This is a genomic window from Arenicella sp. 4NH20-0111 (assembly GCF_040366405.1).
In the GTDB taxonomy this organism is placed as follows: domain Bacteria; phylum Pseudomonadota; class Gammaproteobacteria; order Arenicellales; family Arenicellaceae; genus Arenicella.
The window spans coordinates 1-23,471 of the sequence record NZ_BAABWF010000009.1; the positions used below are offsets into that span (position 1 = coordinate 1).

General features: G+C 47.3%; 20 protein-coding genes. 7 read left to right on the top strand and 13 right to left on the bottom strand.

Features of this window, described 5'->3' with window-relative positions; all coding sequences use genetic code 11:
• Positions 1-61: 61 nt before the first annotated feature.
• The 6 genes from ABWW54_RS16270 to ABWW54_RS16295 all read right to left on the bottom strand — a co-directional run bounded on the left by ABWW54_RS16270 (position 62) and on the right by ABWW54_RS16295 (position 10,213).
• Complete coding sequence (locus tag ABWW54_RS16270) at positions 62-394, bottom strand: transposase (protein ID WP_353413764.1); 333 nt, start codon at positions 392-394, stop codon at positions 62-64.
• 134 nt (positions 395-528) lie between these two features.
• On the bottom strand, positions 529-774 hold the full coding sequence (locus ABWW54_RS16275; RefSeq protein WP_353413765.1) for a hypothetical protein: 246 nt from the start codon (positions 772-774) through the stop codon (positions 529-531).
• Between the two features lie 90 nt (positions 775-864).
• Complete coding sequence (locus ABWW54_RS16280) at positions 865-1,008, bottom strand: hypothetical protein (RefSeq protein ID WP_353413767.1); 144 nt, start codon at positions 1,006-1,008, stop codon at positions 865-867.
• 86 nt (positions 1,009-1,094) lie between these two features.
• On the bottom strand, positions 1,095-7,850 hold the full coding sequence (locus ABWW54_RS16285) for an RHS repeat domain-containing protein (protein WP_353413769.1): 6,756 nt from the start codon (positions 7,848-7,850) through the stop codon (positions 1,095-1,097).
• Positions 7,851-7,919: 69 nt separating this feature from the next.
• The gene (locus ABWW54_RS16290) at positions 7,920-8,588 is read right to left on the bottom strand and encodes a thrombospondin type 3 repeat-containing protein (protein ID WP_353413770.1); all 669 of its coding nucleotides are present in this window, start codon (positions 8,586-8,588) and stop codon (positions 7,920-7,922) included.
• Positions 8,589-8,632: 44 nt separating this feature from the next.
• The gene (locus tag ABWW54_RS16295) at positions 8,633-10,213 is read right to left on the bottom strand and encodes a hypothetical protein (RefSeq protein ID WP_353413772.1); all 1,581 of its coding nucleotides are present in this window, start codon (positions 10,211-10,213) and stop codon (positions 8,633-8,635) included.
• Between the two features lie 514 nt (positions 10,214-10,727).
• Here ABWW54_RS16295 and ABWW54_RS16300 point away from each other — a divergent pair.
• Complete coding sequence (locus ABWW54_RS16300) at positions 10,728-11,525, top strand: alpha/beta fold hydrolase (protein WP_353413774.1); 798 nt, start codon at positions 10,728-10,730, stop codon at positions 11,523-11,525.
• Between the two features lie 142 nt (positions 11,526-11,667).
• On the opposite strand, the gene ABWW54_RS16305 is transcribed toward ABWW54_RS16300, so the two are convergent.
• The gene (locus ABWW54_RS16305; protein ID WP_353413775.1) at positions 11,668-12,348 is read right to left on the bottom strand and encodes a YiaD family glycine zipper/OmpA-like lipoprotein; all 681 of its coding nucleotides are present in this window, start codon (positions 12,346-12,348) and stop codon (positions 11,668-11,670) included.
• Between the two features lie 212 nt (positions 12,349-12,560).
• On the opposite strand from ABWW54_RS16305, the gene ABWW54_RS16310 reads away from it, so the two are divergent.
• From ABWW54_RS16310 to ABWW54_RS16320, 3 genes are all read left to right on the top strand, one after another.
• Positions 12,561-13,202 carry an FMN-binding negative transcriptional regulator gene (locus ABWW54_RS16310; RefSeq protein ID WP_353413777.1) on the top strand — a complete coding sequence of 214 codons (642 nt, stop codon included), beginning with the start codon at positions 12,561-12,563 and terminating at the stop codon, positions 13,200-13,202.
• Positions 13,192-13,869, top strand: a complete 678-nt coding sequence (locus tag ABWW54_RS16315) for a LysE family translocator (RefSeq protein WP_353413779.1) — start codon at positions 13,192-13,194, stop codon at positions 13,867-13,869. Before ABWW54_RS16310 ends, ABWW54_RS16315 begins: the two co-directional genes overlap by 11 nt.
• Positions 13,870-14,030: 161 nt before the next feature.
• Entirely contained in the window at positions 14,031-14,978 is a 948-nt protein-coding gene (locus ABWW54_RS16320) for a DegV family protein (protein WP_353413781.1), read from the top strand.
• A gap of 80 nt (positions 14,979-15,058) precedes the next feature.
• Here the strand turns inward: ABWW54_RS16320 and ABWW54_RS16325 are convergent, their stop codons facing one another.
• The gene (locus ABWW54_RS16325; protein ID WP_353413783.1) at positions 15,059-16,210 is read right to left on the bottom strand and encodes an alkaline phosphatase; all 1,152 of its coding nucleotides are present in this window, start codon (positions 16,208-16,210) and stop codon (positions 15,059-15,061) included.
• A gap of 125 nt (positions 16,211-16,335) precedes the next feature.
• Complete coding sequence (locus tag ABWW54_RS16330) at positions 16,336-16,956, bottom strand: class I SAM-dependent methyltransferase (RefSeq protein WP_353413785.1); 621 nt, start codon at positions 16,954-16,956, stop codon at positions 16,336-16,338.
• Between the two features lie 118 nt (positions 16,957-17,074).
• On the opposite strand from ABWW54_RS16330, the gene ABWW54_RS16335 reads away from it, so the two are divergent.
• Complete coding sequence (locus ABWW54_RS16335) at positions 17,075-17,296, top strand: hypothetical protein (RefSeq protein WP_353413787.1); 222 nt, start codon at positions 17,075-17,077, stop codon at positions 17,294-17,296.
• A gap of 21 nt (positions 17,297-17,317) precedes the next feature.
• Here the strand turns inward: ABWW54_RS16335 and ltaE are convergent, their stop codons facing one another.
• Positions 17,318-18,355, bottom strand: a complete 1,038-nt coding sequence (gene ltaE, locus ABWW54_RS16340; protein WP_353413788.1) for a low-specificity L-threonine aldolase — start codon at positions 18,353-18,355, stop codon at positions 17,318-17,320.
• A 53-nt stretch (positions 18,356-18,408) separates the two neighbouring features.
• Positions 18,409-19,443, bottom strand: a complete 1,035-nt coding sequence (locus tag ABWW54_RS16345) for an energy transducer TonB (RefSeq protein WP_353413790.1) — start codon at positions 19,441-19,443, stop codon at positions 18,409-18,411.
• Positions 19,444-19,706: 263 nt separating this feature from the next.
• Here ABWW54_RS16345 and ABWW54_RS16350 point away from each other — a divergent pair, with 263 nt between their 5' ends.
• The gene (locus ABWW54_RS16350; protein ID WP_353413792.1) at positions 19,707-20,282 is read left to right on the top strand and encodes a YceI family protein; all 576 of its coding nucleotides are present in this window, start codon (positions 19,707-19,709) and stop codon (positions 20,280-20,282) included.
• 122 nt (positions 20,283-20,404) lie between these two features.
• Here ABWW54_RS16350 and ABWW54_RS16355 read toward each other — a convergent pair whose 3' ends face one another.
• Positions 20,405-22,495 (bottom strand): M13 family metallopeptidase, encoded by a 2,091-nt coding sequence (locus ABWW54_RS16355; RefSeq protein ID WP_353413794.1) that lies wholly within the window; start codon positions 22,493-22,495, stop codon positions 20,405-20,407.
• A gap of 201 nt (positions 22,496-22,696) precedes the next feature.
• Here ABWW54_RS16355 and ABWW54_RS16360 point away from each other — a divergent pair, with 201 nt between their 5' ends.
• On the top strand, positions 22,697-23,062 hold the full coding sequence (locus ABWW54_RS16360; protein WP_353413796.1) for a glutaredoxin family protein: 366 nt from the start codon (positions 22,697-22,699) through the stop codon (positions 23,060-23,062).
• 66 nt (positions 23,063-23,128) lie between these two features.
• Here the strand turns inward: ABWW54_RS16360 and ABWW54_RS16365 are convergent, their stop codons facing one another.
• Complete coding sequence (locus tag ABWW54_RS16365) at positions 23,129-23,458, bottom strand: MGMT family protein (protein ID WP_353413798.1); 330 nt, start codon at positions 23,456-23,458, stop codon at positions 23,129-23,131.
• Between the last annotated feature and the right edge of the window lie 13 nt (positions 23,459-23,471).

Genomic DNA, 23,471 nt, shown 5'->3' on the forward strand with positions numbered 1-23,471 from the left:
CGTCTATCCTCGGCAATCTCGGCATATCGAACTCCATTTCGATTTATTACATTGAGTCAGTCTAACTCACTTTGATACCTACGTACTTCCTTTGTACTTTTAATTCGGCTCTGACCCCTTTTATTGTTTCCACCTCTTCGCGCAAGCGTTCATTTTCTTGGCGCAACGTCGCCTCTTCACTTTGAGCGGACTTAAGTGGTCTACCTGGTTTGGCCTTAAAGCTAGACTCACCTTTAAGCTCCAGTTGTTCCTTCCATTTGTAGAGCAGGTTGCGGCGAATTCCAAGTTCAGCGGCAATTTCAGAGGCTGGCCGCTCTGACGTTTCCATCATGCGAACAGCTTCAAGCTTGAACTCTTTGGGGTAAGTTTTATAGGGTCTTCGTTTGCTTGTCATTAGGATACTCCTGAGAGATCATTGTCTCTCATTTAAAGTGTCCGTCAAACTATGACAGCTTCACTCTGACCCCTTTAATTTTAGCAGCCTCAGAGCCGATTTTTTTCCATTTCGATTTATTACATTGAGTCAGTCTAACTCACTCTGATACCTACGTACTTCCTTTGTACTTTTAATTCGGCTCTGACCCCTTTTTTCCCACCAGACCTTAACCCAATTCCAAGTTGTCTAGCTCTGGCTAATATGTCTGACCCAGCAAGTGCAATATCAAAATCACTTACTCTCCCTGCATCAAATGCTTTTCCAGTTCGGAAACTCTTACCAGTAACAGCGCTACCTTGAAGAATAGCTTTCGTACCGCTGAAACCAGCATCAGCCAAGCCCGCATTCAGTGTTTTGCCAAACTGACTAAATTCACCAGCATTTCTAAAACCGAACGGTATTCCCTTTGTGGCAAGGGTACAGCGGGATTACTCTTCTATACCTAACTCCTCTATTAGAGTTTTAAGCTCTTTAACATAGGTTCCAACATCTTCTCGAGAAAACCCCACTCTAGTGTGGAATTCCGAAACATTCATTCCAAAGCAAACTTCACCGAGACAATTTTTTATCATCAGCAACTCCTGCTTAGTCATTGAACACTGTATATCATCATTTTCAATTGTTTGTATTTTCATCGTACTTGTACTTTAAACTGAGCTTATTGAAAGGGAGTAGTCCTAGCAGGTAAAACATTATTAATATAATTGTTCCAGTCTCTAGGTTGAAACGCCGTGCTTTGTCCTGAACCAGTAGGATTTCTGATTACCACCGTACGTGTAGATTCTTGTAGGTATGCTGCTCGACCGTCTCTATAGTATCGAATACTACTTGGGTTACTGAGGACATTATCCACATGCCTTCTAAACTGTGCAGTCGTACGTATACCTAATCCAGCAAACTCTCCCTGCTGTAAAACATGTTTGACGAAAGCGTGATCTACAACTTCGTCCAGAACAAGGTCTCGATTTAACCTTGCAGCATCAGCTATATTGTCTGCCCCCTTTGTGGCATCATCAGCTGAAGTTCTAGATACGTTACGAGCAGTTTGCGCTGCACTATTCGCACGAGAAGCTGCTAAACTCAGTGGTCCCATCGCAGCCGCGCCAGAAGCCGCAGTTGCAACTTGGCCGATCACCTCGGTTTCCTCTTCGGTTATATAACCAAAGTTACATTTATCCTTACAGGAGTTTTGAATTCTCTCGAGGGTTCGCAAAGCGTTATTATATCTAGTCCAAGGTACCCCGATACGATCCCAAATGCTGGTTGGCCCACCTGAGATAGCATCATAGATACCTTGCATAATAAAATCTGAGTGCGAAAGTCCCGCGCTACGCGTTGAAGAAGAATTTCTCGAAAAATCATTATTTCTATCAGAGTTATATACAAACGTATCCTGAAATGAAAATCCGCCATAATGTGTGAAATCTCCGTAATCGGCAGAAACAAACTCGCTATCATCACTTCCAAACAGTATAGGGTCTGGCAATCTCGGAATCTCACCAACCCCACTTCCGGGGCCTTCGCATCCTGCGCCCTGAGAAGCACCTAGGCAAGGCGTCTGCCGCTCAACAATATTCCCACTCGGATCCACAAATTTCATCGGATTATTCCAAACATAAGAATACCGATTAAAACTCGCCATGTTATACGGCGCTTGCAACACCGGATCCGCACTCAAGAACCGCCCGATCAGCGGGTCATACACCCGCGCGTTCATGTTGATTAAGCCGGTTTCATCGTCCATTTCATGGCCGGTGTAACCTCGGTTGGTGATGCTGTTCACGGCTAAGCTGCCGCCCACGTTTAAGCGCATGCCCCACGGATCAAACTTTAAGGTTTGCTCGATGTTGCCCATGGCGTCAAGAATGACGTGCGTGGAACCAAGGTTGTCCGCCAGCAAGTACTTAGGCGTGTCTTTGGCTGTGTTGTCCGCGCGCTCGATCTGAATGGCGTGCCCACCGGTTGCTATGGTGTAGCGGTGCGTGACCGCGCCGTTCTTGTCTTCGATGCGCTCGTAGTCTTTGCCGATGTAGATGGTGCTGTCAAAGTACTGAGTCACCATGGATAAGGCGCTGAACTCTGCTTCTTGCTTGAAGACGCGTTGTTGCTCTGGGCCGTATTCGTACAACGAGCCACGCTTTGCGCCGTCCGTGCCAACCTCGGCTAACATGCGCTCAGGCTTGTCGAACGCCGTCCAGTTGATCTCGCGATTGCCGGTCTGCGTGACGCTGCCGTTTGCGTCGTATACGTAAGTCATGGTGCCCGCACTGGGCAACGACCTGACGAGGCTTTGTGAATCAAACTCCCAGTTCACTTGAAACTGCGCCAAGCTGGCGGCGCCCGCATTGACCGTCACGCCTAACAGACGGTGCGAGTTTTTGGATGACCCGTTTTGTTGGTAAACGTAGGTGCCCACGTCCGACTTGGTTTTAATGTTGCCAATGTCGTCGTAGGTAACGCTGACCACCGTGGGCGTGATGCTGGAACCTGGAATGCTGTTGAGCGTGTGGGTTTTCAGCCGATCGAGCACGTCGTACTGAAACGATTCGGTGATGCTCAGCTTGACGTCTTTGCGTTCCATCACGTTGTTCATGCTGTCGTACTTGTACGTCAGGTTTTGAACCGTCTGACTGCCCGCACTCGGGACAGTGACTGACGCAATGCTCTCTAACACGTTCTGACCGGGGCGGAAAACCTTGTCGGTTACCACCAACTTGCCTAAGGTTTCTTTCTTGACGCGCCCAAGGGCGTCGTAGTCGTCGGCGCGCCAGTGCTCTATGCACTGCCCTTGCGCGTCTTCGGCGCTTAAGATGGAGGTTAAATAGCCGTTTTCGTAACTGTACTGCACCCCAAACTCATTGCTGCCACCGCTGTTAGGGTAAAAGCGTTCAGACAATTGCCCTAAGTTGTTGTACCCATAGCGTTCATTGAACTGGATGCCTTTGATGGTGGTTTGTTCACTGATCGGTCGACCGTAGTGATCGTAATTAAAACTTCGGGCGTAATTATTCGGGCCCGTCACCGACGACACCGCGCCTTTTAAATAACCCGGCCCAGCCCACGTGGCGTTATCGTAGGTCCACGTACTTAGCCCACCGCTTTGCGCGGCGGTGCCTGGAACCGTACGGGTTTTGATGCGCGACAACTCATCGTAGGTCATGTTGATGACGTTGCCTTTGGCGTCGGTCTGACTCGCCAACTCGCCCCACGCCGTGAACGCGTAGGTGGACGAGCCAAGATCTGGGTCGTTGAGTACGGTTCGGCGACCAAGCAAATCATAGCTTAAGGTAATTTCGTTTCCGTGCGAATCTTCCGTTCTTCTTAGGTTACCGTGCGAGGTGTAATCGTAATTTAGAATCTTGCTGGCGGCGTCGATCACCTGCTCTACTTGACCCAACGGGTTTACCACCGTGGTGCGGACTCGGCCTTGGGTGTCGGTAGCTTGGCGCACCATTTGCCCAGCGGCGTCCAAACCATAGTCGTAGCTCATGGTGGCACGCTGCCCATTGCCGGCGCTGTCGTTGGCTTTGTTGTACGGCAATAAGACTTGGGTAACACGCCCAAGATCGTCGTATTCGGTTTCCGTCCAGTGCTGCGTCTCGCCGTCGTAAAAGGGTTGCGTACTGGCAACCGCGCGGCCCAGCGCATCGTACTCGGTCAGTTGACGGATAACGCGGCCGTCCACGCCCAAGGTTCGGCCCTGCATGAGTTGATTAAAACGGTTGTACGTTTGCACAACCGCGGGCTCACCGGGCGACGTGGTGGTGACTTGGAACGACGCCGGTGACTGACACCCTGTGCACGACTCAAAACCAGTGCGGGCGTATTCAATGGTTGAGATCAGTGATAACGGCGACTTGCCGCTTTCAACGCGACAAAAGCCATCGTAGGTGACGGTGTTCACCAGGCCGTTCTCGTCGGTGACCGAATTGGGTTGATCACACACGGGGTCGTAGCCAATGGTGGATTGGTGCAATGCGGCATTGGTGACGCTGACCGGCAAGCGGCCTAGGTTGTCGTACCCAATGCTATTAATGCGTTCGTCGCCCGTGTTAAGCCGTGGGTAACTTTTTTCTTCCTCCACATTGCCGTAAGCATCGTAACCGTATTCGGTGACCATGCTCAGGCTGGCGTCACTGGAGTTTGGTTCGCTGGTGACCTTTGTAAGCCGCCCTTTATACCCTGTTTCGTAATCGTAGGCGGTTTGCGTGGTAAGCGCGGACGTGCCCGTACTGTCATTCTTTTGCGTTACCAAGCTCACTTGGCCTATGTGCCAATTAGGGAAGTCCTTGTTTTTGTAAGTGTAAGTGGTGTCTGTCCTGTGCAGAGTGGCATTACTCGCGCTATAGACCCACGAGGTTTGCTTGGTCACGTTGCCGTAATCGCCCATGGTGGTGTCAACGCGGCTGTTACTGATCACGCCGTTTCCGCCACCTCGGTTGGCGGCCAACTCTTTTTGCTGACTGACCGTACTATAAACGTACGAGTGGTACGTCTTATTGCCATTGTCCCACGTCACAAGCTTATTGCTCACGTTCGTGGCGGCGCTGCTGATCGTGTCGCCGTCGTGCATGGTGGCGCTCTTGCGCATCATGCCGATGTACGGAAAGCGCTGATCGTATTCCGAGTAGCTCTCCAATCCGTTCAAGTTATTTGCGGTATAGCGACCACGAAACCCTAAAAAGCCACGATGCCGACTGAACTGCGCGCCTTCGTATTGATAGGTGGTGATGCTGTCCGTGCCAGACACCACGGTGGGCGTGCGTACTTCTGAAGTGACGTACATTGGCCTGCGGATAAATCGGCCGCCAGCAACCGGCACAATACGGTCGCCATTGTCGTCTTCAGGGTATTGCTTGTAGATGACTGAATCGGCCGTTAAGGGCTTGAACACCGGCTTGATGGTGACGCCTTGGTTGGTGGTGATCGAATCCAATTCGTCTCGACGTGGTGAGGTTTTGAGGCGCGTGTTGCGCGCGATTGACTTTCTCGAACCAACCCAGTCTGCCGCTCCGTCGCTGTTAACGTCGACAAACTGACCGTAACGGGGCTTCGCTTTTCCTTTCTCGCTGTAATCATAATACAGCTGTTGAGGGGTGTACACGCTGTTTTGCGGTTGCTCTTCCCACTTATCACCGGTGTTAATCCACGCCTTTTTAATGACCGGGGAGTTGTCCGGCGAACCTATATAAGATTCAATGTAATCAACCAAGCCATCGCTGTTAACGTCCATGAAGACGCCGCCGTTATTCACTGGCCAGCCACGACTGAAATCAGAGTAATTAAAATTAACGTGCAAGAAGCCCGGCGCACTGAACCCATCATTACGCGCCGCCCAGCCCTTGCCCGTGTTCAAACGAACGTACTTCTCTTCTGCTCCGTCTGGGCGCCGATACGAACTCACCCAGTCACTTAATCCGTCGCCATTGATGTCGATAAACCGGCCGTGCGTCACGGGTGACGCGTCGTCCCAACCATTGATATTGTCGTGAATTACCTCATGCAGAATGTACGGCGAGCTCGCTAGTTGATCATCCCATCCGGTGCCCGTATTTAACCACACGGCTTTCTGATGCGTGCTCTGGCTGGCGTGAAAAGAACGCATCCAATCCACCAAACCGTCACCGTTAATATCAACCAACTGACCACGCGAAATATTATAAACACCGCGGTACTGACTGAACACGTCGGGCATCGCGTAGTTCGCGTCAATGGCCCAGCCATTGCCCGTGTTCATCCACGTGGTTTTATGCTCAATGCCGTTGCCATTTGAGGTGTGCTCAAAGTACGCCGTAACCCAATCGGGTAAGCCGTCGCCATTAAGGTCAATCAGACTGCCTCGCACGGTTTCCGAGCGCTTAAAATCATCACCACCGTTGGTGAGATAATCAAAAATTAAATCTTTCGGCGCCCACGCGTTCGAGCCCGTTTGTGCGCTACCCCAACCTGACCCAGTGTTTAAATAGGTTTCTTTAACCTCCACAACGTTGAACGCCGCGTTGGAGATGGGGTTTCCACCCGTTTGACCCGGCATGGTGTCCAGTCGGTATGAGTAGACCACGTCAACCAGACCGTCTCCATTAACGTCGGAGAACTGCCCCATGTTGATGACGCCCGGCAAAAAACGCGCTTGGGTTGTGTTAACAATGCCCGCTTCGTAGCTACGCAATGGCCGTGGTAGCTTCCAGTTCGACTGTTGTTGCCAATCACCGTTCACCCGCATGTGCGCTTCCGATACCACTGACCCACCAGGCGTCACGTACGAGATGACCATATCCAATTCGCCATCACCGTTAAGGTCGACCCACTGGCCACGTCGGATTTCTTTTACCGCGCCGCTTTCCGTCGTGCCGTCGCCCAACCGACGATCGTACGTCAGATATTCGATCAAATCATCGGGCGCTATAGTATTGTTCCCCGTGACTGGCGAGGTGATGTTAGTGTAACCCTCGGTCTTTGCCAACCAATCCACTTCCACGTCGGGCATACAACTGCCATCGTGACCGCACTCTTTAATGCGGGTCACCCGTGAACGCCCAGTAATCGGGGCCGTCTCATAAGTCAACGTGTACGTGCGGTAGGTTTGACCCAAATTGGTCACCACCACCTTTTTCAAACGATCGTTGTATTCAATCTTCGACCCAACAATGTATCGGTAACGCGGATCGTTGGTATTCGCTTCATACTGAAAATCGATGGACTGCTTCGGCGTACTGCCAACGTACGTGTAGTTGACCTTATCAACCAAACCGTCATTAGCCCGGTACGTTGCTTCGTAATAGTTTCCGTCTCGATCCAACATGCGCGCCAAATTCCACGTGTGGATACTCGTGGTGCCAGGCAATTTGAACTGCGCTGAGTGCGTTGACACCCCATCCGGCGCTCCGTATTCAAAAATAGCCCCATTTTTAGCCCACACCTTCCATCTTGTTGGCGCGGTGCCTCCATTGCCTATGATGTTCGACGAACCACTACCGTACGCCATGATCTTAGAAAAACCATCGAGTTGCGTGCGGTACTCCGACCCATTGGCCGCGTGATTACCACCCACCAAAATCAAGCGCTGACCATTCAAACAAAATCGGTCATTCTTATTGTGCTGAACGCCAACTCGTATCCCGTCAGTAACGATGTTCTTACCGCAACGCGTAATCGCCGACAAACCAGACACACTCCAGCCAACACCCAGCGCACCAGCGCCTTGTCCACTCGAAAAATTCAACGCCATGTTCGGCGTGATGCCCTTGCGCCCCTGCGGCACCACGATCGGCATCGAAAACTGAAACGCCCCACCCGTCGACACGCCATACGACGTGCTGGCCGAACCTTGGATGTCTTTAGCTTGAACACTGCCCAATTGCGCAGCTACCAATAAAGAACCGATGGCGATAAGTGTGGATTTAATATTCATCATGAAATTTTTCTATTCGTTCCAGTTCGAGCAACGTCTGTGTGCTCAATTACAATATTTGGGGTAAACAGCTTACGGTGTGCACATCAGTGCCGATTGATGTGGGTAGGAATCGTCAACATCCAGTATTCCATCTAAATCTGCATCTAACTGAATCGCTGCACAGCCATCCGAATTGGGAGTCTGCCCAACCACAGTGCCAGGGCACTTATCCAATAAATCGTGCACCCCGTCATTGTCTGCGTCATTAGCGGCTATTTGGGATGTACTGCACCCATGAATGTCAATGGCGTCACCCAAAATGGTTCCATGGCAAATATCATCAGCGTCATAAATACCGTCTTGATCTTCATCTCGAATGACTGTGTGATCAAAACCAGTCATAGCTAATGCCTGCAATCTAACGACGCCAAAGAAGTTACTTCGAATACTATTGCACGCGGTAATACTCTCTGAATCTCGATAAGGCTTTATTTGTAAAATTCTTCCAACATCTGAATCAGAGGGGGACACGCCCGGGCTCGAAAAGCGAATGTAGCGCGCCTTGTCGCCCAAATTACTTTGCCACATTTCCACACCAGGTTGAATTGCAATTGATGCCAAAGGAGCCTCCCAAGCAATGGGACAAGTTTCGTCTACATACCCTTTTGCTGCAATGAAACTTGCCAACTGTGCAAAACTGGACACCGGAACAAACAAGATCAAAAATGCAATCGAATTCTTACTGTTCAAACCAACCATAATTTTTCCTTTCGTGAATATGCAATACGATGGACTGATAGAAATTACTTCTCGAGTGTATTTAAACGTTCTTCCAACTTTTCGATAACACGAGTTAGATGGCTGATCTGACGCTCAGAGCTGGTTGAATTACTGTGAATTTGAGCTTGCAATTTTTCAATAAAAATATGTGCTATTTCCAATTCATTTAACATACGCCCAAGCTTGTCGGAGACGTTAATTGGTTCATTTTCGATGGTCGGCCCGACATTCGGAAGGAATTTTTTATCCCACATATCGGCCGCATGTTCTTCAATAGACGGCAATTTATAATCTGATCCAAAAACAGCATCACAACCACCTCCACAAGTGCCCCCGGCAGTAGTAAGCGTTCCAGTTAATGTCATATTACCTTCCACACTGACGCTTCCAGAATTAGCATTTCCAGATGCATCAAAACCAACTTTCAATAACCCGGTTTGCGCGGAACCACTTATCATAACTGGCGCTAAACTTGCAGTCGCGTTAATAAACACTAAATTAGAATTCAGGTGTGATCGAACCGTCCATGATTGAGCAGGATTTGTTAGAGACAATTCTGCGTGCCCTCCAGTCGAAACGGTATCGACATCCACAGCTCTTGACTGTAACCCTGCAGCATCAATACTCGCAAACGTGTTTGCGTCGGTTGCTGACGCCCCGAAAAACTTAATGCCATTATCGCCAAGTTCTATTTGACTTTTAATCTGACGAGCCGAATTCATTGCCAAAACCCGACGAATATCTGCGATATCACTAATCAAGCGTAGCTGAGGGGACCCGGAGTCGGTACTTTCCAACTCCAGAAGTTTATGACCAGCGCCTTTAACAACAAGATCGCTAGCAGATAAACTACCTTCTAAAGATAGATCGCCATCTGTTGTCAGCGTTAACTCAGGTCCATCATTGACGCCATCTGAGATTATAAACCGACCTGCGGATTGATTTTCATGACTCAAAAACCACTCTTTATTGGTGGCTGTATTCTTCATAGTAAGGTAAGAACCTCCATTATTTTTGAGTTCCAACATCCCTCTTGCCGCAGTAGATGAGTTTGCTTCTTCGATCAAGAGTGAGGCATTTCCATCTAACCTCTTAATATGAACCGACGCCTCTTCTCCGTATGCTAATGTACCTGGCGAACTGGTGCCTACTCCGAGATCACCATCGGACGCAATTACGAGTGAACTATTTGGAGCTCCAGGTTTTACCACTAAACTATCCGGGCTTGCAGCAGTTTCTGTTGCGATCAAGGTATCTAACGCGTTATTCGCAACGAGAGTGTCGATTAACCCAATGCGATAAGAGCCACATACAGCAGCAACTGCTGAAACATTATTGGCTACCAACTGCGCATCGGCATTAGAAACGGAGTAATCTGTCATATAAAGAGCAATAAATTCGCTCTCATCAACTTGGTTTGACTGCCATACATTACTAAAAGGAATTGCTACAAGATTAATTGGAACAGCTAGATCCTCCCAAACAACAGGACAAGCTTTTTGCATTTGTATTTGCAATGTAGAAAAGTTAACTGTTTGCGCTTGTGCTGTTATCGAAAATGCTCCTGCAAGGACGAACGATAATCCTAAATTAATTATTCTCATTGAGAACTCTCCATTAGTTGAGATGTTTTTCAGTTGTTTTTTATGAAAACTCGGTTCACTAGCCCTTGATGCTCAAAGATTAATGGCCTAAATTGTCGACACTATTACTATCCCAAAGTGCTCGGGACATATCTTGCCTAGGCCTTTAGCTACATTTGGCTTTGAAAATCTTGAATTTTGTTGCTATTGAAAATAGCGTTTGACAATAGGTTCCAGATCCATTCAATTAAATAATCCCTCTCCTGCCCCCACAACAAGATTGTGAATGTTAATCTTAAGATCATGCTCTTGCAAGCGATAATTTCACAGTTCCTTCGACGACCATGGCACTAAACTCCCCCCACAGGAAACGGCCCTAAAAATCCACTCTTAGAGCACTTCGATCTGGCGCACCTCAAGACTTTAAACCACTATAAACAGGGTTATCTAAACTAGGATCCGAGTCATTTTATCGAACATGATATGCTGGTCGCAGGAGGAAAAATAACTCTCAGACCAGAAACAGGATTCTAAATTGAATTTACTAAACTATCTAATTATACGGCTCAGCATCTTTACGGTATTGGTGGGGGCATTTATTCAACCAACCTATACTCAAGCAAAAGAAAATGACGCCCACACTTTTGTACTCGTTCACGGCGCCACGGGTGGTGGCTGGGATTGGAAAACCGTCGGTGATTTATTAGCCGACCAAGGTCACGCGGTGTACCGCCCTACTTTGACTGGTTTGGGCGAAAAACATCACCTTGCCAATGACAGCGTCAACTTAACAACTCACATTACCGATGTTAGTAATTTGATTCTCTTCGAAGAATTGGAGAACGTGATTCTGGTCGGGCACAGCTACGGTGGCATGGTGATCACAGGGGTTGCTGATCGGCTACCACATCGCATCAAACACCTTACTTTTTTGGATGCCGCGGTTCCCGCTGACGGCATGTCAGCGTTGGATGTTTGGGGAACGAAGTTCGGCGACCTGAATGTGGTTGATGGCCTGGTGCATTTCCCGTGGTTAGAAAACACCGACACACTGCCGCGAGATGTGCCGCACCCGGCTAATACGTTGACTGAACCTGTCTCGTTTGATGACCCTGACGCGATAAAAATCAACGCGAGTTACGTGGCGTTTGTGCCTGAAAATATGAGCCAGGAACAGCGTATGAGCGACCCTTCTTGGCAGCGAGCTGAATCTCGAGGTTGGACCATCAGAACCTTTGCTGGGGATCACGTTATTTATCGAGTAAAGCCCAAAGAATTTGTGAACATGCTATTAGAGACTCCGAAAGATTCAAATCGCGTGATCGCCGAATAGCCTTAGCTGCTTTCTAAATGCTGTCTCGCCTTGAATCCATTTAAACTAAAAGCTGTTTAATTTTGAAGCGATCGAGGCCTCGCAGTCGAAACGCTGACGAGGCCTTAGTTTAGTGAAGTTCTATCCTCTATTTAATAGTTTCTTAGGTGATTGGAACTAGAACAATTTCCACTCGTCGATTTAGCCTGCGCCCGGCGTCTGTGTTATTGCTGGCGACGGGGTAATCTTCGCCATGACCGTATGTTGCTAGCCGCAAAGGTTTGACGTCTCGGCTACGAAAATAAGATGATACAGCCTCAGCGCGACGCTCGGATAACGCTTGATTATGCGCATTACTGCCTGTGCTGTCCGTATGCCCCATGATTTCCACTAACGTTTGGTCATGCTCTTTAAGCACCAAGTTGACGGAATTCAGCACGTCGAAAAAACGGCCGTTTATACTGGCGCTGTCCACCCCAAAGGTGATGCTTGAAGGCATATTCAAAACAATGTTGTTGCCCTGACGTGTGACACTGACTCCGGTGCCTTGAAGTTTCTGTCGCAGCTTGGCTTCTTGAACATCCATGTAGTAACCAACCGCACCACCGGTCAATGCCCCCACTCCGGCACCACGAAGCGCACGTTTTCGGCGCTCGCGACTGTTGTCTCCACTAATCAATCCAATGACCGCTCCGGCTAGCGCGCCGGTGGCAGCACCAATGGTCGCCTTACTGGTTTGTTGTTCATTGGTGTACGGATTAACGGTTGTGCAGGCGCTCATGGTTAATGCAATACAACTGGCTAATGCGGCTTTTCTTAAAACTAGTAAATTAAGCTGTTTCATGTTGGGTTTGTTGTTGGTTCTGATGTGCTAATGCTAAAAGATTAAACCTGAATGGAGTATTAACCTTGTGTAAGAAGTTGTGTCTTTTAAGAGAGTTTTTATTCATTGAACGTATTAATGTTTGGTTTGTGTGTGTTTTCCAATTGTTAGCAAACCGGCTCCTTTTTCCCTTAAAATAAAACCCAGTCTTTTACTAATTCAGGACAATCGACATGCACGTTCCACGTCAATTTATAGAAACTAACGCCACCATATTGCACGACCTGATTAAGGCCCACCCATTGGGAACGTGGATCACGTCCTATAACGATAATATTGAGATCAACCATATACCGTTTTTACTGGAGGTCGATGGCAATGGACTGGCCACTCTGAAGGGTCATATTAATCGGACGAACCCACTCTTAAAATCATTGAACGCATTAGCGAATTCCGTGGTCGTTTTTCAAGGCGCCGAGAGCTATATCTCGCCATCGTGGTACGCCAGCAAACCTATTGACCAAAAAGTGGTCCCCACCTGGAACTACGCAGTCGTGCATGCTCACGGAGAAGCACAGCTCCACTCAGAAAAAGAGTGGTTATTAAGCCACTTAAATTCATTGACAGACTCTCAGGAAAATAGACGTACTCAGCCATGGCGTGTATCGGATGCACCTGATGATTATATAGCGCGAATGCTCAGGGGAATTGTGGGCATTGAGATACCGATTGAAAAACTAGAAGGCACGTGGAAAACGAGCCAGAACAAATCGAATGACGATAAGCTTGGGGTCATCAGAGGCTTAGACCTTGATCATGATAGAGACTCAAACGAGATGTCATCCTATGTAAGAGAGCACGCTAATGACAATTGACACCCTACTCAGTTTTGCCTTCATCGCATCGCTTCTGGTAATTTCGCCTGGGCCCAATGGTCTGCTGATTGCCAAGACCGTACCAAGCTCAGGCCCCACCGCGGGATTCGCTAACATTGCTGGGTTTGTTGTCGCGTTTTACTTACACGGGGCCTTATCCGTTTTCGGTATTTCGCTCATTCTAGTAAATTCAGCTGAGGCATTTTTTGTCTTAAAATTGGTTGGCGCGAGCTACCTTTTTTGGATTGGCATAAAGTCACTGAAAGACGCATTATCGATTAAGAGCTCTGAGAGCCGTCAGCTTACGAAGAGCCGTCAGCTGACGAAGAGTCCTCAACCGAAAAAAAGCCTTAAAGACAATCAACGGACTCTGCGAAGCGCGTTTTTAGAAGGCCTCTTAACGAATGCGTTTAACCCTAAGGTGTCGATGTTTTACATGGCGGCGTTTCCACAATTTATAACGCAATCTGAACACGCAATAAGCGCATCCTTCACCTTAGTGTTGATACACTCTCTAATCAACCTAATTTGGTTTTCCGTGATGGTTGTTCTTTTTTCGAAAATAACCACGGTGGCCACCAGCCGTCGCTTTAAGCGCTGGATTCAAGGAGTAACGGGGGCCGTTTTCATTGGCTTTGGCATTAAACTAGTGTCGCTTGAACGGTAGCTATTGATGGAAGAAGTGCGCGGCTGGCTATCAGGTTGTTTCCTGCAGACCTAAAACACTCAGTCTTTGTTCAGTGGCACACGGATCTTTTTGGACTTATAAACGGCTCTTAAGTTAAGATGGGGCATACACGATAACGCTGCAGTTCAAGGAATACATTTATGAAATACACGCTGGTGGTCGATTCGGTGGCAGCGATGCCTGAGAAAATCATAAAAACTCGCCCGATTAAGGTGTTACCCGTTTTAGTGAATATTAATGGAAAGGTACAGCCAGATAATATTAGCGAAAAGGAACTGGTTGAAATTTATTCGGGCAATGCGCTGTCGGTAAAATCTGAAATAGAATCTTCGCCTCCCACTCCTGAACAAATTAGCAAATTCATACTCGAAAAAGTAGCGCCCTTTTGCGATTACGCGATCTGCCAATCTCTTTCTAGGGTGACCAGCCCAGTGTTTGATAACGTTGAAAGTGTGGCCTCTCAAATAGCCCGAGACGCGCGGGTAACTCGTGATAAGTTGGGTATAGAGCACCCTTTTAGAATGACTTACCTCAACACAGGCACCACCATTGCAGGCCAAGGTTTGGTCGCGCTGTATGCGGATATGCTACTCAGCAGAGGAACCGAAATTCAGGAATACACCGCAACCATCGAAAAGTTTACCAAGGTTGTGCGCACCTACGTCATCGTCAGAGACCTTTTGTACACCCGGCAAAGAGCCATTGAAAAAGGCGTTAAGACCATTGGGTTCGGCGCTGCTTTATTGGGAAAAACAGTCGGCTTGACACCGATTGTTGAGATCTGCAATGACGTAACCACGCCTATCTCGACAAAACGGGGGTTTGACAGTGCGCTAGAACGATTAATCGACTACACCATCGATAGAATCAAAGACGGCTTATACATTCCCATTGTTAATATCAGCTACGCTGGCGATTTAAATGACATCAAAAACTTAGATGTGATAGCTAAGCTACAAGACGTCGCGAATCAGCACAAAGTAAAATTGATGTTTGGCGTAATGGGCCTGGGGTCGAGTACGGTCTACGGACCTGGCGGATTTTCCATTGGCATCGCACCCAAAAACCAGAAGAGCAAGCCGGATTAAGGCGCTTTATTGTCCGCCAACGCATGAAAAATCAAGGCAAAATCTTAGCCCTGATTTCTTCCAAGACGTCTGTTACGCCGCTATTTCACCCCTATTGCGTCCAGCATTTTCTGGTAAATAGCGGTGTTTTCGTAAACACCGGCAAAGTGCTCTGCGCCTTTGCCAAAGGCAAAAACAGGAACCATGATGGAAGTATGACCATTGGTTGAAAAATTATGATCTGCTTGCTCGTACCCATCTCTGCCATCATCGGAATTGGATGCTTTTAAGGACAAGCCGCCAGTCTCATGGTCGGCGGTTACCACCACCAGAGTGTTTCCATCTTTCTCCGCGAATTCTAAGACCTTGCCCAGCGCATCATCAAAATCAATTAACTCGCTGATGACGTAATCGTAATCTTTTTTATGCCCGCCCCAATCGATTTGAGAGCCCTCCACCATAAGAAAAAAGCCTTCTGAAGACTGCTTCTGTAAAAAGGCAATTGATGGCAACATGGATCGAGGCAAAATGTCATCCCGACCGTCTAAGATTGAGTTTGAATGCCCTTCCGCCAGAAAATACGCTGCACGCCCTGTATGCGAATCAAGCTCACTAAGGTCGCCGATCATGCTCACGCCTGCCGCGCTCATTTCTGTAAGCAAGTTCCTATCGTCTGAGGGCCCAACATTGGGGTCAACACGATCGTAAAAATGCTTTTTACCGCCCCCAATAAATAGAGTGACTGGCGAGCTGGCCATTTGCGCGGCGATTTCATAATAGTTTTTGCGACTGTCGGTATGGGCATAAAAACTGGCTGGCGTCGCGTGCGTAATTGAGGACGTTGCCACAAGCCCTGTAGAATAACCCTGCTCGGAGAGCTGCTCTAAAATTGTCACCTTACTGTTTCCATCTGGGTCAACGCCAATCGCACCATTATAGGTTTTAAGCCCTATTGAAAATGCAGTCGCTCCAGCGGCTGAATCGGTGATCTCTTGCTTGGAGCTGCCCGTTTTACTAAGCCCAACGATGGTCGCCCGTTCTAGATTCAATAACTGCGTTTGATCTTGTGCTGCAGCGGACACTTGCGCCAACCCCATACCGTCGCCGATCATCAGTATAATGTTCTTGGCCTTGTTAGACTGTGTTATCTCAATGTCGTGTTTTACTCCTTGCGTCTGGCAAGCAGTGAGGACAACGAGACAAAAAACGGAAGTTAATGATTTATTAAAAATTGCGCGGCTCTTTACGTTCACAGAGACAGTCCTACGTTGATTGATGAGGGGGAATTTCGACTTAATCCCATGTCACGGAACTGTAACATAACCGATGACGATAGGTGAGGAGTCGGCACTTCTTCCGCCCGCAATTTATCTATAGATCAGTTGGCAATCGAAGCTTGTCCCCAATATTGATACGTGGCTATCTTTGGCCCTTTTACATAACCCGATTCGCTGTTGGTTATGCAGAAGCCCGCGGCCTCGATCAATTTAGGGATATCTCTGTCTAGATTACAGCCCCCAGCGAGACGCTTCCATACAGAATTAACCCGATACTGCCATTTTTGAACTGAAATCTCTGGTGAAAGCCCATGTTCGCTAAACACCATGTTGCCAGACGGCTTCAAAACACGCCGCATTTCCGCTAGCGCAGACTTATAGTTTGGGATGGTACACAGCGTGTATGTCAGAACTATGGTATCGATGGAATCATTGTCTAATGGTATGTCTTCGCTCAGGTTGTCCAGCCACTTAACCGTAACCGGTGAATCGATAAGATTTGACTTAGCTTTCCTGCGCATGCCCTCTGAGGGTTCTAAACCCCAGACGTAATCGACTTGCGTTGAATCGTAGTGCTTTAGATTCAGGCCAGACCCCATGCCTACCTCGAGCACAACACCTTGTGCGAGAGGAACCATCTTCTGACGCTGCCTCTCGATTGCTTTCATACCACACGCACAATTAATAATATGCGGTAAGCAGTAATTTTCATAAAACCCCATGGTTAGCTCCCAAATGATACTCAGTATCCAGATTAATTACTTAGCCCAATCGTCAATAGACATTTTCGTGATCAGGTAAGAACTATACTGTCATAAGCCTCAACACTTGAAATTTATTATGGCCTTCGAATTACATCATTCTTCTATAAAAGCATTTTTGGTGCCCAATCACGGAACCGTTACCGTCAAACTGCGCGGTGAAAAAAAGGCATTAGATCAATGGCACTACCGAGGGTTTGACGATGATAAACAGTTTGTGCTCCTAAGTAAGAAAGAAAAGCTTCGATGGGTTCCCATCAATTCTATATCCTACATCGAACAAGATTCTGCGAAAGATTAACGTCAGAAAAACCAGTCCCCACTAACCCAATTTCAGGCGTTCAGCCACGGATTGGACAATGGTCGAGGCGTTTGAGGTCATTTCTAAGCTCACGTCTTTATGAAAAACCAAACGCATTTGAGCCCCTCCAGTAAACAGAACGCCCTCTGCGGAACACGCCGTTAAGAATGACGCCGAGTGCTCGGGAGCTGTTTTTAAAAACACCATATTGGTGTGCGCGCTATCGCCGACCACCTCAATACCGGGTACATCAACCATCGACTCAGCAAAGCGTTGAGCGTGTAGATGGTCTTGTTCCAATCCATTTACGTTATTGTCTATGGCAAACAAACCTGCCGCAGCCAAGATCCCGGCTTGCCGCATACCACCACCGACCATTTTCCGCCAGCGCCTTGCTTGATCGATAACGTCTTTACTGGACACTAACACTGAGCCCACGGGCGCACCCAAGCCCTTACTTAAGCATATGGAGACCGAATCAAACTGACGAGTGATTTGGTCTAACTCAACACCTTGAGCAACCATCGCGTTAAAAACACGAGCACCGTCTAAATGAAACACCAACTTATTCTGCGAGGCTAGCTTACGGGTATCCGAAATATAGGACTGTGGAATAATTTTACCGCCGATTGTGTTTTCCAATGCCAATAGTTTTGTCCTAGCAAAGTGGAAATCGTCCGGTTTTATGACCGCTTTGATCTTCTCAATTGGCATTGTGCCATCACCGTCGTGTTCAATCGGTTGAGGCTGAATGCTTCCCAATACAGCCGCACCACCGCCTTCGTATTTATAGGTGTGCGCATTTTGACCGACTATGTACTCGTCGCCACGTTGGCAGTGAGTCAATAGTGCGACCAAATTACTTTGCGTTCCGCTGGGGAAAAACAAGCCAGATTCTTGCCCTGAGCGTTCAGCCAGCGTCTCTTCGAGCAGAGCCACTGTTGGATCTTCTGAAAAAACATCATCGCCCACGTCGGCCGCGGCCATGGCTTTGAGCATGTCGCCACACGGTTTGGTTACGGTATCACTTCTCAGATCGATTAATGCACTGTTCGTCATTTTTGTTCCTTACTCACTTCTAGCTATAAAAAAAACCGCGTTCGGTCGGTCATTCAATATTGAGCCAACTTAGCTCGTGTTTTCGCTGCGCCTCTAATTTCGATTTTGCACTTTCCCCAACCCTCGGGGATTTTGTACTCAGCCTCGTTGTTAAACGGCAACTCAGCGTAATGGCTGTCACACCGAAATATCAATTTTGATACGGCTCCTTCAAGATCATATAAAGCAATTGTTCGTTTAAAAAGGCTTTCCAAAGTATAACCAGACCCATTAAGCCGTATTGGTGTCGCCACAACTTGATCATCATCAGCTAGCGCGGCAATACTGTCCGCTAGCTCTTTATATGACACGCCATCGGACTCGCCAGCATCAATAAGGTACTCATCATACAACGCCAATGCTTCAGAGAATCGCTGCGTCGTAATCAACAAAGAAAAAAGCGTTGCACGCAGCTGTGTCTGAATCTTTTCATCAAGCATCCGGTGTCGCTCAGCAACTACATCATCAAACACCAGCAGAGACTCAATGGCTTGAATTTGGCTATATGGGCTTTCGTACAACATGGCATATCGCACCAAAATCAGGTTATACCTAACCAGTGTGTAGGTGCTCGTGAAATCGGATTTCTGTAGTCTCGAAATCAATCGCTCCAACTTCATTTTATTGGGAGACTGACTGTCGAGTTCGGCCAGCGCCTTTTTGTAAATCGACGCAAATTTGCGGCTCACGGCGTCTTGTTGGCGCGTCATTTCATACCGAATGCGTATCGACGCCCGAGAAACAACGGGTGAACCGTTTTTCAATGCCGGCTTATACTCATACTTAGATACGGCGTTAATCGCCGATTGCTCGAAGGCCTTACTGCTTGAACGAATCACAATCGGCGCAAAAATTTTGCCTTCTTTGTCTATCATCATTTCTACTTCCACCATGCCTGCATTGCTCGAACGCGCTTCCAGACTAGGATAAATCGGTGGCTTTCTTACAATAGGCTCAGCTTCAATATATGAGGTTTCAGCTAAAACATGATCGTACCAAAATACTGAAACAATGAACGCCAATACAATTTTAAAAATAGTAAATTTCATCAGTCTAATCTCATTCGAGAAATTGAGCTATTAAATGATAACAATGCTGTTATTGATAAGAAAATCACAATAGTGTGATCGAAAGATATGTCAAATGATAAAGTTAGTCGGCAACCCAAAGAAGTCAACTTCGGTTAACCAACCCAAAGTCGTCAGGCTCGATACAATGCTGTATAAGTTGGGTTCATTTAGATAGTATTGGGCTAGCGACGTAACGCACAATCGACTGAGCTGTCAGTCAAGCTTAACCCTTGGATATAGCCATGAACTCACATTTTGTTAAACCACTAATTTTTATCTCGAGCCTGATTGCTAGCTTTGGCGCTCATGCTTGGACCGTGTCCCCGAACGACTCCGCCATCAGTTTTGTTAGCATTAAAAAAACCAATATCGGAGAGTCACACACATTCACTGAGTTTTCGGGCAGCATTACCGATGGCAAAGCCCACATTATCATTAAACCAGACAGCATCGACACCCGGGTTCCAATACGTAATGAACGCATGCGAGAATTTTTATTTGAGTCGGAAATCTACCCTACAATCGAGGTTACGGCCGAAGTTGATGACATACTAAGCGGCCTTAAATTAGGCAGTACAACCACGATGCCGGTGCCTGCCACTCTTAGTATGCACGGCGAGAGTCAAGATATAACGATGGTGGTCAGAATCACTAAAAACTCCGAAGAATCCATCGTGGTGACTAGCGTTCAACCGATTCTTGTCAGGGCAGCGAGCTTCAAAATGGTTGATGGCATTGTGAAATTGTCTAGTCTGGTTAACGGGCTGGCTATTGCTGAATCCGTCCCCACGTCGTTCTCCTTGATGTTCAAAAAATAAAATACAAACCCCACAGATCTTAAGTTACCCTCTTAGGCACAGAGGGTAACTCAAAACGCCAAAAGCTAACCAACAGCGCCAATGGAATTGGGCACTGGGTTAGCCCTTAGGTAACGGACTGGCTACCAAATCTTGACTCGTTTTTCCGGCGGCAAGTACATCGCATCACCTTCTTTAACTCCGAACGCTTCGTAAAATTCATCCATATTTGAGAGTGAACCCAGTGCACGGAATTCGCCCGGTGAATGAGGGTCAGTGGCGACTCGGTTGCGCATGGACTCTTCGACTATTTTCGATCGCCATATTTGAGCAAACCCCATGAAGAATCGCTGATCACCCGTCAGACCATCTATAACAGGCGCTTCCTTGCCTTTTAATGAAGCCTTATACGCTTTATAGGCAATAGTAACGCCAGACAAATCACCGATGTTTTCGCCCAGAGTTAACTCGCCATTCACATGAAGACCCTCAAATACTTCGTAGGCCGCGTACTGCTCAATGAGGTTCTTGCCTCGTTTTTTAAACTCCGCCAAGTCGCTTTCAGTCCACCAATTTCTTAGATTGCCTTTCGCATCATACTTACTGCCTTGATCGTCGAAACCATGCCCCATCTCATGCCCAATTACCGCGCCAATACCACCGTAATTTACGGCGTCGTCTGCTTGCATATTAAAGAATGGAGGTTGCAGGATGGCTGCTGGAAACACAATTTCATTCACGGTTGGGTTGTAATAGGCGTTGACCGTTTGCGGAGTCATACCCCACTCCCATTTGCGAATCGGACCACCGAGTTTCTCCAATTGTTTGCTTTCAGCCACTTGCCTGGAACGAATCAAATTTCCTAACAAATCAGCACTATCAATCGACAACTTCGAATAGTCTTCCCACCGGTCCGGATAGCCAATCTTAGGAGTGAATGCCGCCAGCTTAACGTGAGCGGCTTTCTTCGTGTCCTCTGACATCCATTCGAGGCCATCAATGCTTTTGCCATAGGCCGCGCGCAAATTTTCAACCAAATCTGTCATACGAGACTTGGCCTCTGGTGCAAAATGTTTGGCTACATAGAGCTTACCGATCACTTCACCGAGGTTTCTGTTTACCACGGAAACACCCCGCTTCCAGCGTGGCTGTTGCTCCATCCGACCTCGTAATTGACGTGAAAAAAAGTCAAAGTTCTCATTATCAATATCTTCAGATAGATAGCTCGCAAACGTGCTGACCATGTGGAAATTGAGGTAAGTTTTCCACGTTTCTAGATCAGTTGCTTCAAAGACATCGCCGAACCCTTTAATAAAACTAGGTTGGTTAATAATAATGTCTTTTTGGTCCGCAATGCCTTGTGCTTTCAAAAAGCTCTGCCAATCAAACTTATCCGTCACTGAAGATAGGTTCGAGGTCTCAAATTTGTTGTAACGCTTCTCACTGTCTCGGCTTTCAACTCGAGTCCAATGGTGTTTGGCAAGAGAGGTCTCCAACGCCATAATCGACTGAGCGGCTTCTTTGCCACCCTTCCACCCGACTAGGTCATGCATTTTTTCAATGTGATCGGCATAGCCAACACGCAGCTTTTCAAAACGCTCGGTTTCATTGAAATAGTAATCTTGGTCAGGGAGTCCAAGCCCACCTTGCCAAACATGAACGGCGTATTGAGTGGAATCTTTAGCATCGACGCCGACCCATAAGCCCAAAGGGTTGGTAAACCCAAGATACCCGTACTCTCCAAAAAAGGCAGCCAACTCAGATTTATCTTTAATCGCCGCGACCTTATCAAGCCATGCTTGTACAGGGCTTACTCCTTTTTCATTAACAAGCTCGGTGTTCATGAACGACTTGAACAAGTCAGCTACTCGTTGTTCATCGGTTCCGACTTTTAAATCTCGCGAACTGGAGACACTTTCAATGATTGCTTTTACATCTTCGTCGGCGGTGTCTCTTAAGTCGTAAAAAGAGCCAATGGCTGTTTTATCAGCAGGTATCTCCTTCTTGTCTAACCAAGCACCGTTGATGTAACGGTAAAAATTATCCTGAGGGCGTACCGTTTTATCCATATTTGATTGATCAATCCCTGAGGTTAACGCACTCTCTACGGCAACAGCGACACCAGTTTTAGATGAATCGCCTGCGTAAGCAGCTAAATAACCACGTTGATCTATCGCCATGGATAGCATCATCGGTACGCACAGTGCTCCCGAAACCAAAATCTTTTTATTCATATTATTCTCTATTGGGGTAAATATTTTAAAAACGATAATCTTACAATGATGCACACGTCGAGATTTTAGTCGCAATTAAATAAAAAACAATTTGGCGCCAAATTAGTGGTTTAATTATTATCAAGATGGCTTTACAAGCCCTTCCCGGGTGGTTAGAGTTCGGCTCGATTATTCATAGTTAACAGCCACAACATTAAGACCATGCTCCTCAAATTTGTTAGAAATGCTCTAGGGATGCTCATTGTATTCTTCGATTGGTTAACACGGCCTAAGGCGGTTAAACGAGACCCTGAATCTCAAGCTAAAGCCCAATCGGCCTTAGACGGGCATTCATTGTACCAACTGTACGCATGTCCATTTTGCGTTAAAACGCGACGAGCGGTTCATTCTTTGGGAGTGAATGTGGATACCAGAGACATAAACAAAGACCCTCAAAACCGGATCGCTTTGCAACAAGGAGGCGGACAGGTGAAAGTTCCCTGCCTACGGATTGATGCTAACGGTGAAACCACTTGGATGTATGAATCTAACGATATTATCCAATACCTTCAATCTAAGGTAGCGTGAACTATTTACTATTTCGGAACATCGGTTAGCAGTACCTTACCGAAAAAGGATGCTCAGGCACCGGAACTATGCCAGTTCCGGTTCGTCGTCAGCCCATTGAAAATGTTTTAAAGAAACACGGTCGCTCACGCCAAATTCAATGCCCTCCTCTTCTAAGAGCATTTTTTGATAATTTTCATAGTCTGGATGCGCACGAGTACTGACTTCTCCTTTTGAATTAATTACTCGATGCCAAGGAACATCATGATCATCACCCAGCGCCGCCAATGCATAGCCGACGTGGCGCGCATGCCTAGGCCGACCAATGAGCCTTGCTACCTGCCCATAGGTGACCACTTTTCCCTCAGGAACAATACGAACTATGGCGTAAACGTCTTCGTAAATTGATTCACTCATTGCTGGCAATCAA